This is a genomic window from Streptomyces sp. NBC_00873 (assembly GCF_045207415.1).
Classification (GTDB): Bacteria; Actinomycetota; Actinomycetes; order Streptomycetales; family Streptomycetaceae; genus Streptomyces.
Window position 1 is genome coordinate 8,789,824 of record NZ_CP108803.1, and the last position, 12,465, is coordinate 8,802,288.

Annotated in this window: 9 protein-coding genes and 2 pseudogenes; 9 read left to right on the forward strand and 2 right to left on the reverse strand. The window is 69.7% G+C overall.

The features are described from left to right. Positions 1–116: 116 nt before the first annotated feature. Positions 117–1,745, reverse strand: coding sequence for an acyl-CoA synthetase (locus OH809_RS40870; protein WP_406415926.1), 1,629 nt, complete (start codon positions 1,743–1,745; stop codon positions 117–119). 183 nt (positions 1,746–1,928) lie between these two features. Here OH809_RS40870 and OH809_RS40875 point away from each other — a divergent pair. From OH809_RS40875 to OH809_RS40915, 9 genes and pseudogenes are all read left to right on the forward strand, one after another. Next, positions 1,929–2,729: pseudogene (locus tag OH809_RS40875) on the forward strand (crotonase/enoyl-CoA hydratase family protein). A gap of 15 nt (positions 2,730–2,744) precedes the next feature. Next, complete coding sequence (locus tag OH809_RS40880) at positions 2,745–3,695, forward strand: Zn-ribbon domain-containing OB-fold protein (protein ID WP_406415925.1); 951 nt, start codon at positions 2,745–2,747, stop codon at positions 3,693–3,695. Beyond that, positions 3,696–4,748, forward strand: a complete 1,053-nt coding sequence (locus tag OH809_RS40885; RefSeq protein ID WP_406415923.1) for a thiolase domain-containing protein — start codon at positions 3,696–3,698, stop codon at positions 4,746–4,748. Then, a complete protein-coding gene (locus OH809_RS40890) occupies positions 4,741–5,907 on the forward strand; it encodes a thiolase domain-containing protein (RefSeq protein WP_406415921.1) in 1,167 nt (388 codons plus the stop codon). The genes OH809_RS40885 and OH809_RS40890 overlap by 8 nt, the downstream gene beginning before the upstream one ends. A gap of 109 nt (positions 5,908–6,016) precedes the next feature. Next, positions 6,017–6,256, forward strand: coding sequence for a DUF397 domain-containing protein (locus OH809_RS40895; RefSeq protein WP_406415919.1), 240 nt, complete (start codon positions 6,017–6,019; stop codon positions 6,254–6,256). 38 nt (positions 6,257–6,294) lie between these two features. Continuing rightward, positions 6,295–6,509, forward strand: a pseudogene (locus OH809_RS40900) (CGNR zinc finger domain-containing protein); the annotation flags it as partial. A 10-nt stretch (positions 6,510–6,519) separates the two neighbouring features. Further along, a complete protein-coding gene (locus OH809_RS40905) occupies positions 6,520–6,951 on the forward strand; it encodes an ACT domain-containing protein (protein WP_406415917.1) in 432 nt (143 codons plus the stop codon). 23 nt (positions 6,952–6,974) lie between these two features. Beyond that, positions 6,975–7,475, forward strand: coding sequence for a hypothetical protein (locus OH809_RS40910; RefSeq protein WP_366694130.1), 501 nt, complete (start codon positions 6,975–6,977; stop codon positions 7,473–7,475). 329 nt (positions 7,476–7,804) lie between these two features. Next, entirely contained in the window at positions 7,805–10,039 is a 2,235-nt protein-coding gene (locus OH809_RS40915; protein ID WP_406424688.1) for a glycosyl hydrolase family 95 catalytic domain-containing protein, read from the forward strand. Here OH809_RS40915 and OH809_RS40920 read toward each other — a convergent pair. Then, positions 10,015–12,228 carry a terpene synthase family protein gene (locus OH809_RS40920; protein ID WP_406415915.1) on the reverse strand — a complete coding sequence of 738 codons (2,214 nt, stop codon included), beginning with the start codon at positions 12,226–12,228 and terminating at the stop codon, positions 10,015–10,017. The two genes, OH809_RS40915 and OH809_RS40920, sit on opposite strands and share 25 nt — an antisense overlap. Positions 12,229–12,465: the final 237 nt, after the last annotated feature.

Consider the following 12,465-nt stretch of genomic DNA (forward strand, 5'->3'; position numbering starts at 1 on the left):
GCCACGCAGGGTGAGCGGACGAGCGTATCCCGTGCCCGAATGGCTTACGACCGGACGGCCGCGTCGCACGTCCGGGGGTGCCCGCGGTATAGCGCATTCGGGTGACTCGGCGCGTCTCAGCCCTGAGCCCCGCTGCCGGGTGCCACGACGGAGCGGGCCCACCGGTAGTCGGCCTTGCCACTCGGTGAGCGCTGGATCTGCGGAGCGATCACCAGCTGCCGGGGGATCTTGTATCCGGCGAGACGGGTCCGGCAGTGCGCCTGGACGTCGTCGAGCGAGGGCTCGGCCGCCCCTTCCCGCAACTGCACGACCGCTGCCACGTGATTGCCCCACCGTGCGTCGGGGACCCCCGCCACCAGTGCGTCGTACACGTCCGGGTGGGACTTGAGCACCTGCTCGACCTCCTCCGGGTACACCTTCTCGCCGCCGGTGTTGATGCACTGGGAGCCGCGTCCGAGGACGGTGACGATGCCGTCCGCGTCGACGGTCGCCATGTCGCCGAGCAGCACCCACCGCTCCTCGCCCTTGCGGAAGAACGTCTCCGCGGTCTTCTTCGGGTCGTTGTAGTAGCCGAGCGGCACATGTCCCCGTTGGGCGATCCGCCCCGCCTCACCCGGAGCCACGGGTTCGTACGTCGACGGATCGACCACCGCGGTACGGGAGTTGACCTGGAGGCGGAATCCGTTCTCCGGACCGGAGTCGGCCGTCGCCGTGCCGTTGAAGCCGGACTCGGACGAGCCGAAGTTGTTCAGCAGCATCACGGTGGGCACCAGCGACTGGAACTCCGCGCGCACCGAGTCCGACATGATCGCGCCCGAGCTGGAGACGGAGAACATGGACGAACAGTCGGTGCCCCTCAGCGGTCCCTTCAGTGCGTCGATCAGCGGCCGCAGCATCGCGTCGCCGACCAGCGACACGCTGGTGACCTCCTCCTTCTCGATCGTCCGGAGCACCTCCTCGGGGACGAACTTGCGGTGGATGACGACCCGCTGCCCGAAGTTGAACCCGATGAACGCGGTGAGCGTCGAAGTGCCGTGCATCAGCGGGGGAGTGGGGAAGAAGGTGATGCCGTCACCACCCGCGGCCGCCCGCTCGGCCAGCTCCTGCGGCGCCTTCACCGGCTCGCCGGTCGGGGCGCCGCCACCGAGGCCGGAGAAGAAGAGGTCCTCCTGGCGCCACATCACACCCTTGGGCATGCCCGTGGTCCCACCGGTGTAGATGATGAACTGGTCGTCGGCCGAGCGCGGGGCGAAACCGCGCCGGGGATTCCCGGCCGCCTCGGCGTCGGCGAACGCCACGGCATCCGGACCGGGGGCGCCCGCCACCGGCGTGCCCACCCGTACGAGGTGGCGGAGCTTGCGGGCCTTCGGCGCGGCGGCCGCGACCCGCTCGTCGAACTCGGCGTCGAAGACCAGCGCCGCCAGATCCGCATCGCGATAGAGATAAATCAACTCCTTTTCCACGTAGCGGTAGTTGACATTGACCGGCACGAGGCGTGCCTTGAGGCAGGCCAGTACCGTCTGGAGGTACTCGATGCCGTTGTAGAGGTGGAGGCCGAGGTGCTCTCCAGGCGCGAGGCCCGCGTCGATCAGATGGTGGGCGATCCGGTTGGCGGCGGCGTCCAGCTCGGCGTAGGTGAGCCGGCGCTCCGCACCCGTACCGGGGTGGTCGAGGTACACGAGCGCTTCGCGAGCGGGGACCGCGTCGACGACCGACTCGAACAGGTCGGCAAGGTTGTACTCCACCGTTTCTCCTGACCCCGGGGCGCTGAGTGGCTCGGCGGTCATTAGAGTGCCGAGCGGCACAACTGGGAAGAGGTGCCGTAGAAGAAATCTGACTGACTGTCAGAAAACTATTGAACTGGACCCGGTCCTACTGCAACCTGTTCTGGATCTGGATCTGGATCTGGATCTGGAGGGAGGCAGGCAATGGGTGGTACGGAACACCTCACCGTGCAGCGCGAAGGCGCCACACTGGTGCTCACCCTGAACAGGCCGGAGGCGAAGAACGCGCTTTCGCTGCCGATGCTGGTCGGGCTGTACGACGGCTGACTGGCCGCCGACGAGGACGACGGCATCCGCTCCGTCGTCCTCACCGGCGCGGGCGGTACCTTCTGCGCCGGCATGGACCTCAAGGCCCTGGCGGGCGCGGGGATGGAGGGCGAGCAGTACCGGGACCGGATGACGGCCGACCCCGATCTGCACTGGAAGGCGATGCTGCGCCACCACCGCCCCCGCAAACCGGTCATCGCCGCAGTCGAGGGATACTGCGTGGCCGGCGGCACCGAGATCCTGCAGGGCACGGACATCCGCATCGCCGGCGCGAGCGCCACATTCGGACTCTTCGAGGTCAAGCGCGGACTCTTCCCCATCGGCGGCTCGACGGTCCGGCTGCCGCGCCAGATCCCCCGCACCCACGCCCTCGAAATGCTTCTCACCGGACGCCCGTACAGCGCCGACGAAGCCGCCCGTATCGGGCTCATCGGCCGAGTCGTCCCCGACGGCACCGCACTGGAGCAGGCCCTCGACGTCGCCGAGCAGATCAATGCCTGCGGCCCGCTCGCCGTCGAAGCCGTCAAAGCCTCCGTTTACGAGACCGCCGAGATGACCGAGACCGAGGGCCTCGCCGCCGAACTGAAGTGCGGCTGGCCGGTCTTCGCCACCGCCGACGCCAAGGAAGGCGCCCGCGCCTTCGCCGAGAAACGCCCGCCCGTGTACCGGCGCGCCTGAGCCAAGGAGACAATCGTGCCCGACGTCCTCAGCGCACCGCTGGTGGTCGAGTTCCCCTTCACCCGCTCCCTCGGCCCCGTCCAGAGTGCCTTCCTCACCGGGCTGCGCGAGCGGACCGTCCTCGGCGTGCGGACCACCGACGGAAGAGTCCTCGTCCCGCCCGTCGAGTACGACCCCGTCACCGCCGAAGAACTCCGCGAACTGACCGAGGTCGCCGCCACGGGCACCGTCACCACCTGGGCCTGGAACCCCGCCCCGCGCCGCGACCAGCCCCTGGCCACCCCGTTCGCCTGGGTGCTGGTCAAGCTGGACGGGGCCGACACCGCACTGCTCCACGTCCTCGACGCACCGGGACCCGGAGCAGTGCACACCGGCATGCGCGTCCGCATCCGCTGGTCCCCGCAGCGTACCGGCGCCATCACGGACATCGCCTGCTTCGAACCGTACGAGGGCGAGGCCGGCCAACCGTCCTCGCACAGCGGTGAGTTCGCGGACCCTGTCACCGGCATCGTCACCCCGGCCCGCCTCGACTACACGTACACCCCCGGCCGCGCCCAGAGCGCGTACCTCAACGCCCTCTCCGGGCAACGCACCGTCGGCGAGCGCTGCCCGTCCTGCCGCAAGGTGTATGTCCCGCCCCGCGGCGCCTGCCCCACCTGCGGCGTCGCCACCGCCGAACAGGTCGAGGTCGGCCCGCGCGGCACCGTCACCACCTACTGCATCGTCAACATCAAGGCTGCTCATACGGCGAATCTCGACATCGAAGTGCCGTACGTCTACGCCCACATCGCGCTCGACGGCGCCGACCTCGCCCTGCACGGACGGATCGGCGGCATCCCGTACGACCAGGTGCGCATGGGGCTGCGGGTCGAACCCGTCTGGACCGGGGAGGGCCGCCACCCCGACCACTACCGGCCCACCGGAGAGCCGGACGCCGACTACGACGTGTACAAGGAGCTGCTGTAGATGCGAGACGTAGCGATCGTCGCCTTCGCGCAGACGGATCATCTGCGGCGCACCGACGAACTCTCCGAAGTCGACATGCTGATGCCGGTCCTCCACCAGGTACTCGACGCCACCGGTCTGAAGGCGAGCGACATCGGGTTCACCTGCTCGGGATCCAGCGACTACCTCGCCGGCCGAGCCTTCTCCTTCACCATGGCGCTCGACGGCGTCGGCGCCCACCCGCCGATCTCCGAGTCCCATGTGGAGATGGACGGCGCCTGGGCGCTGTACGAGGCATGGGTGAAACTCCAGACCGGCGAGGCCGACACCGCCCTCGTCTACGCGTACGGGAAGTCCTCTCCCGGCGACGTGCGCGACGTCCTCACCCGCCAGCTCGACCCGTATTACGTCGGCCCGCTCTGGCCCGACTCCGTCGCCCTCGCCGCACTCCAGGCCCAGGCGCTGATCGACGCGGGCCACACCGACGAGGCCGCCCTCGCCGCGATCGCCGACCGTAGCCGCACCGCCGCCGCGGACAACCCGCACGCACAGCTTTCGGGTTCGGTCCCGGCCGGTGACTACCTCGTACAGCCGCTCCGCACGGGCGACTGCCCGCCGGTCGGCGACGGCGCCGCCGCCGTGATCCTCGCCGCCGGTGACACCGCACGCGCCCTGTGCACCCGCCCCGCCTGGATCCGTGGCATCGACCACCGCATCGAGGCCCACAGCCTCGGGGTGCGCGACTTGACCGACTCGCCGTCGACCCGCCTCGCCGCCGAACGCGCGGGGGCCTTCGAAGGACCGGTGGACACCGTGGAGCTGCATGCCCCGTTCACGTCGCAGGAGGTCGTGCTGCGCAGGGCGCTCGGACTCGCCGCCGGCGTCAGCGTCAATCCGTCCGGGGGAGCGCTCGCGGCCAACCCCGTCATGGCTGCCGGGCTGATCCGGCTCGGCGAGGCCGCGGCCCGCATCCAGCGCGGCGAGTCGGACCGGGCGCTCGCTCATGCCACCTCCGGGCCCTGCCTGCAACAGAATCTGGTCGCCGTCCTCGAAGGGGAGGCCGCTCATGCCTAAGGAGCCCGTGGCCGTCGTCGGCATCGGCCAGACCAAGCATGTCGCCGCCCGCCGGGACGTCTCCCTTGCCGGTCTGGTCCGCGAAGCCGCCGTCCGCGCGCTGCAGGACGCCGCACTGACCTGGGCGGACATCGACGCCGTCGTGATCGGGAAGGCGCCGGACTTCTTCGAGGGCCTGATGATGCCGGAGCTCTATCTGGCCGACGCCCTCGGCGCCGTCGGCAAACCGATGCTGCGGGTGCACACCGCGGGCTCGGTCGGCGGCTCCACCGCACTCGTCGCCGCGAATCTGGTCTCCGCACGCGTGCATCGCACCGTCCTCACCCTGGCCTTCGAGAAGCAGTCCGAGTCCAACGCCATGTGGGGCCTGTCGCTGCCCATCCCGTTCCAGCAGCCGTTGCTCGCGGGCGCGGGCGGCTTCTTCGCACCGCACGTGCGCGCGTACATGCGCCGCACGGGAGCGCCCGACACAGTCGGCTCGCTCGTCGCGTACAAGGACCGGCGCAACGCGCTCAAGAACCCGTACGCGCACATCCACGACCCGGACATCACTCTGGAGAAGGTCCAAGCGGCACCGATGCTCTGGGATCCGATCCGCTACTCCGAGACCTGCCCGTCCTCGGACGGCGCGTGCGCGATGATCCTCACCGACCGGGCCGGCGCGGACCGTTCACCGCATCCGGCCGCCTGGGTGCACGGCGGGGCGATGCGCAGCGAACCGACCCTCTTCGCGGGCAAGGACTTCGTGTCACCGCAAGCGGGCAAGGACTGCGCCGCCGATGTGTACCGTCAGGCCGGGATCGCCGACCCGCGCAGGGAGATCGACGCCGTCGAGATGTACGTCCCGTTCTCCTGGTACGAGCCGATGTGGCTGGAGAACCTCGGCTTCGCCGACGAGGGGGAGGGCTGGAAGCTCACCGAGTCCGGCGTCACCGAACTCGACGGTGATCTGCCGGTGAACCCCTCGGGCGGAGTGCTCTCCACCAACCCCATCGGTGCCTCCGGCATGATCCGCTTCGCCGAGGCCGCCCTGCAGGTACGCGGACAGGCGGGCGAGCATCAGGTGCCGGACGCCCGCAAGGCGCTCGGCCACGCCTACGGCGGCGGGGCGCAGTTCTTCTCCATGTGGCTGGTCGGAGCCGAACCGCCCACCGGCTGACCCGGCTGCCGTCCCGGACCGGTCGAACGACCCTTGGCCGCGGCCTGTCCGGGACCGCCGACGGTGGCTAGGCTTTGGCCGGGACGACGAGCGGGAGGAGCCGAACGTGATGGAGAGCACCACCACCCAGCAGCCCTTTGCCGGCTGGGACAAGCCGGACCTCGATCTCAGCAATGCGAACTGGCAGTCGGGCACTCAGGGGGCCGGGGATGTCCAGATCGCCTTCGTCGAGGGATTCATCGCGATGCGCAACGCCGGCAGATCCGGCAGCCCTTCGCTGATCTTCACCCCGGCCGAATGGCGGGCCTTCGTGGTGAACGCCCGTGAGGGCGAGTTCGACCTCACCTGACGTCCGGCCTCACTCGAGGGCCGCCCCGCGGGGGGAACGCCCTGCCCGCTGCCCTGGCCCGCGCAGCGATCGGCTTCCTCGCCGGACCGGGCCGTGCCGCACTGCGCGCCTGCCACGCCCCACGGTGCGTCCGCTACTTCGTCAAGGAGCACCCCGCCAGGAGTGGTGCACACCGTCCTTCGGCAACCGCGCCCGAGTGGCCCGACACCACGAGCGGCACCGCACCCCGCCCTCGCAGGGCGTGCCGCAGTAGCGTGGTGATCATGACTGGCGAGCGTGATCTTCGAACCCTGCTGAGCGGCCTGCGGCCGGAGCTGAATCCCGGCCGGTACGTCTTCACCACGGTGCCCGGCGCCGCAGTCCCCGCCGGAGTCACTCCCGTGGTGACGGTCGCCGAGCCCGAAGGGCTGACCCTCGTCATCCGGGAATCGGAAGCCCTCGCCGCAGGGCTTGCGTACGACTATGTGGCGGCCTGGATCACCCTTCGCGTCCACTCCGCCCTGGACGCAGTCGGACTCACCGCCGCCGTGGCGCTCGCCCTCACGGACGCGGAGGTCAGCTGCAATGTGGTGGCGGGCTACCACCACGACCACCTGTTCGTCCCCCACGGGCGTGGCACCGAGGCGGTGAGTGCGTTGCAGGCCCTTGCCGCGGAGTCCGACGGGAGGGTCACCGGGCCCGGCTCCGCAAGGTGAGCCGGGACACGTAACATGTCTGCATGTCCTTCCTCCGCCGCCGTAGCGCCGCCACCCCCGCGGGCCCGGATTTCGACGTCCTGGCCATGGACCCGGGCGACTGGCCCGGAAATCTCGGCGCCGGTCTGCTGCCCGCCCCCGACGGGAGCTGTCAGGGCGTCTTCCTGCGGTACGACCTGTTCGGCGGCCGCGGACCCGCGATGATCATCGGCAATCTCCCGGAGGGCTCGCCCGCCCGCGAGACCGAGGAGGGCCAGGTCCCCTTCGAGGTCGCGCAGCTGCTGCTCGCCCTGGAGAACGACGAGCCGGTCGAGGTGACCGGCACCGATGACACGCCCGTCATGCAGGGTGACAACCTGCTGATCGTCCGACGCGTCAAGCTCTCCGAGACTCGGATCTCCTGCGTCCAGTTCGACCGCAGCGACGGGGTGCTCGTCACCATCGCCAGCTGGGACCGGCCGATCACCGATGATCTGTACACCCTGCTGAAGCCGCTGCCGGCGGAGCTGTTCCAACAGGGCTGAAACGTCCCTGCTTCTCCGCAACCCACATTCCGCAAGGGCCGTCCGCACTCATCGGACGGCCGCGGTGCCACTTCCGTCCAAGTGTTCGCAGCCTCTGTCCAAGAGGCTGCTTTGTCATGCGCCTTGTCCGGTCAGTCGTCGGACCTTTAGCGTCGTCCCGCATGAGACCTGGGATCACGCGTCGCACGACCGTCAAGACAGCTGTCGGTGCAACGGGCGCTCTGGCGCTAGGAGTTCCTGCCTTTGCTGGAACGGCTGTCGCCGACAGTACCTCCGATGTATCGCGGGGATCGCAGGAGCTGAAGGGAATCAAGACGCTGGTGGATCCGGTGCTCTGGTACCGCGCCCCGGCCGCCGGCTGGGAGCGCGAATCGCTGCCCATCGGCGGCGGAGCCCTCGGCGCGAGCGTCTACGGCACGCTCGCCACCGAACGGCTCACCTTCAACGAGAAGACGCTCTGGACAGGTGGCCCGGGCTCCACCCAGGGGTACGACTTCGGCAACTGGACCACCCCCAGACCGGGCGCCCTCACCGGAGTGCAGCAGCGCCTCGACACCGAGGGTTCGCTCGACCCGGACTCCGTCGCCGACGAGCTCGGTCAGGCGCGCCGCGGCTACGGCGCCTACCAGGTCTTCGGCGACCTGCTGCTGGACCTGCCGAACGCCCCGGCCGCCCCGGACGCCACCTACCGCCGCGCCCTCGACCTGCGGACCGCGCTCGCCACCGTCGCCTACACCCACCAGGACGCCCATCACACCAGGGAGTTCTTCGTTTCCCACCCCGGCAAGGTCATCGCCGGCCGCCTCGCCGCGGACCGCCCGGGACAGGTCTCCTTCACGCTGCGCTACACCTCGCCGCGCAGCGACTTCACAGCCACCGCCACAGGGGACAGGCTCACCGTACGAGGCGCGCTCCAGGACAACGGGCTGCGCTTCGAGGCCCAGGTCAGGGTCCGTACCAGCGGCGGCACCGTCACCGCCGGAGCCGGCGGCACACTCACCGTCACCGGCGCCGACAGCGCCTGGTTCGTCCTCGCGGCGGGCACCGACTACGCCGACAGCTACCCCTCCTACCGCGGCGACGACCCGCACCGGGCGGTCACCCGCGCGGTGGACAGCGCGGCCGGCTCCTCTTACGAGAAGGTCCGCGACGCCCACGTGCGTGACCACGGCACGCTCTTCGACCGGGTCGCCCTCGACATCGGCCAGCAGTTGCCCGATCTGCCGACCGACCGGCTGCGTGCCCAGTACACCGACGGCACGAGCCCCACCGACCGGGCCTTGGAGGCGCTCTTCTTCCAGTACGGTCGCTACCTGCTGATCGCGTCGTCCCGGGCCGGCTCGCTGCCCGCCAACCTCCAGGGCGTCTGGAACAACTCCACCACCCCGCCGTGGTCCGCCGACTACCACAGCAACATCAACCTGCAGATGAACTACTGGCTCGCCGAGGTCACCAACCTCGCCGAGACCACCGCACCGTACGACCGCTACGTCGAGGCGATGCGCGCCCCGGGGCGGAAGACGGCCAAGGAGATGTTCGGGACGGCCGGCTGGGTGGTGCACAACGAGACCAACCCGTTCGGGTTCACCGGCGTCCACGACTGGTCCACCGCCTTCTGGTTCCCCGAGGCAGCTGCCTGGCTCACCCAGCAGATGTACGAGCACTACCGGTTCAGCGGTTCCACCGACTACCTGCGCTCCACCGCCTACCCGGCGATGAAGGAGGCCGCCGAGTTCTGGCTGGCCAATCTGCGCACCGACCCGCGCGACGGGCTGCTGGTCGTCACCCCCAGCTACTCGCCCGAGCACGGCGACTTCACCGCGGGCGCCGCGATGTCCCAGCAGATCGTCCACGACCTGCTCACCAACACCCTGGAGGCCGCCCGCACGCTCGGCGACGCGCCCGCCTTCCGCGCCCGCCTGGAGACAACCCTCGACCGGCTCGATCCCGGGTTGCGGATCGGCTCCTGGGGCCAGCTCCAGGAGTGGAAGACCGACCGCGACGACCCGGTCGACGACCATCGCCACGTCTCGCACCTGTTTGCTCTGCACCCGGGGCGGCAGATCGAACCCGGCACCAAGTGGGCCGAGGCCGCCAAGGTCTCCCTCGCGGCGCGCGGTGACGGCGGCACCGGCTGGTCCAAGGCATGGAAGATCAACTTCTGGGCGCGGCTGCGTGACGGCAACCACTCCCATAAGATGCTCTCGGAACAGCTGAAGAGCTCCACCCTCCCCAACCTCTGGGACACCCACCCGCCGTTCCAGATCGACGGCAACTTCGGCGCCACCTCCGGCATCGCCGAGATGCTGCTGCAGAGCCAGTACGGCGTGGTCGAGATCCTCCCCGCCCTCCCGGCGGCCTGGCCGGAGGGCTCCGTCCGCGGGCTGCGCGCCCGCGGCGGCTTCACCGTCGACATCGAATGGTCCGCGGGGCAGGCCCGCCGTGTGGTGATCACGGCGAGCCGCAGCCGCGAAGTGACCGTCCGCAGCTCGATGTTCGCGAGCGCCGAGAAGGTCTTCAAGGCCCGTGCGGGCGGCCGCTACACGCTGGTCGCCAAGGGCTGAGCGAACAGCGCGGTCACCCGCGCCGCCGAGATGCCGAGCCCCGTGGGACCACCGAGGTGCCACGGGGCACCGGTACCGCGCCGCAGATCCTCCTCGCGGTAGCGCCGGCAGCCCCGGTGCCAGATCAGGATGCCCGCGATCCAGTGCTTGAGCTCCTGGACGTAGTCCGCCAGGACATCCCTCGCCTCGGCGTCGAGCCCGAAGTCGTCGTACAGGACCGGGAGTTCCTGCTCGGCGACATGGAGGAACTGGCGGAGCCGGGAGTTCATCAGGTCGTGCACGATCGCCACCCCGGTCGGATAGTCGACCCCGAAGAAGTTCTGCACGACCAGGACGCCGTTGTGCACCTCACCCTCGTACTCGATCTCCTTCTGGTACGAGAAGAGGTCGTTGAGCAGGCATGCGTAGTCGGCGGCGGCGTTCTCGAGGGAGCGCAGCGGACCGCTGCGGTAGATCTCTTCCGGCACCTTCCTGCCGTGACCGAGCCGGGACAGACTCATCGTGAGATCCGAACCGAACGTCAGCCGCCGCATCTCGATGTAGTCCACCGGATCCGGGATCCGGTTCTGTGCCTGATTGGCCAGTTCCCAGAGCCAGCTCGCGGTCATCGACTCGATGGCCGTACGGAACGCGCGTCGTGCGCTGTCGTCCATCGGGGCCGAGGTCCGCTCCCAGAGATCGGCGAGACCGCGCTCCAGCGCGTTCACGGGTTCCGGCACTGCGGAACCGTCCACTGGCATGAACAGCGACAGTCGCTCGTTGGCCAGCCGCGCCCCGGCCAGGTCACGGGGCCGCCCGTGCACCACCGGGAACCAGTCGTCGCCGTACGTCCCCCAGGCCAGCCACTGCGAGGAGAGGTCCAGCTCGTCCGGCGTCGCGTCCGGATGCAGACCTGCCGCGCACAGCGGCAGATCGATCGCGACGAGCCGCTCCTCGTCCCAGATGTGCGATCCCGGCACGCCTGGCTGTGCCTCCAGGATTCCCATCCGGCGCGCCCAGTCGACGATCCGGACCCGGGCCCCGCCCAGATGCGGACTGAGCGTCGTGCCGAACGGCAGGTCGAAGTCGGGCAGCAGTGACGGACCGATGTGCTGGTACGGCACATGGGTGTGGCTGCGCAGCCGGGCCGACTCCGAACGCGGAGTGAACCGGATCGACGCCGCGGACATGCCGAAGCCGAGGGCGGCCTCACCGGCCCCGCCGTTGTTCATGTAGCGGCTGGAACGCATGTGCCACTCATGACCACCGGACTGCCAGTCCTGCAACCCCTTGACATAGGCGAGCACCGCGGCGGTCTCCGCCGGATCGAGCCCCTTCTCCGCGCACAGCGGCCCGAGTTCGGTGAGCGCGGTGTTCTCGAACTGCTGGAGCCGCGAGGTCAGCAGGTCGTTGACCGCCTCGGCCGCCTCCTGCGTGGAGCAGCCCAGGAACGTCTCCAGTACCAGCACACCGTTGCTGTTCTCGCCCTCGTCCTCGACCTCCCGCTGGTACGAGAAGAGGTCGTTGCGCAGATGCACTCCGTCGGAGAAGGCGTCCCGCAGCACCCGCAGCGCCCGCTCGTCGGCCAGCGGCTCGGGCACCTCGGCGCCCGCCGCGTACTCCACCAGACCCGCGGACCAGGGGGCTCCGCCCACCTTGCGGCGCATCTCGATGTACTCGACGGGATTGGCGACGCGCCCCTCGTTGATATTGGCGAGCTCCCACAGCGACTCGTTGAGCAGATTCTTTGTCGCCTCCGCGAACCGGGCCCGCCAGGCATCGGACATGCCCGGCACCGTCCGCGCCCACAGGTCGGCCAGCCCAGCCTCAACCGGATTCGTCGGTTCCGGTGTCGGCGCCCCGCGCTCCATCGGCATGAAGGCGGGCAGCCGGTCCAGATACTTCTTTCCGCCCTCCCGGTCCGGGGTGCGCTTGAACAGCTCCAGGAAGTGGTCGTCGAAGAAGAACACCCACACGTACCAGTCGGTGACCAGCGACAGGGCCTCCGCCGAGCAGTCGGGATGGGTGTACGCGCAGAGCAGCGCGTAGTCATGGGAGTCGAGGTCCTTCTCCTCCCAGATGCCGGACCCCTCCAGCATCCCTATGCTGCGCGCCCAGGTCCTGGTGTGCTGTCGGGCCTCCTCGACATGGGGGTTGAGCCGCGCCGGATACGGAACATAGAAGTCCGGCAGGGTGAAGGGCTGAGCCATGTGCGTCCGGCCTTTCCGGGAGTCTCCGCGCGAGGTCGCGCGTACCTGTCGTGTCCGCGCGAGCACTACCCCTGGGCCGTCCGGGGCACGCACACCCGGAATTAGTCACACAAAAGGTACGCCCTGACGGAAGGTGCCGACGCGCTCCGGCGTCGGGCCCCCGCTCCGTGAAACCCAGGCAACGGCCCACCGTCATAAACCGGTTGTCGCTTTCCCGTCGCAGGTCAGAGCCTGTGC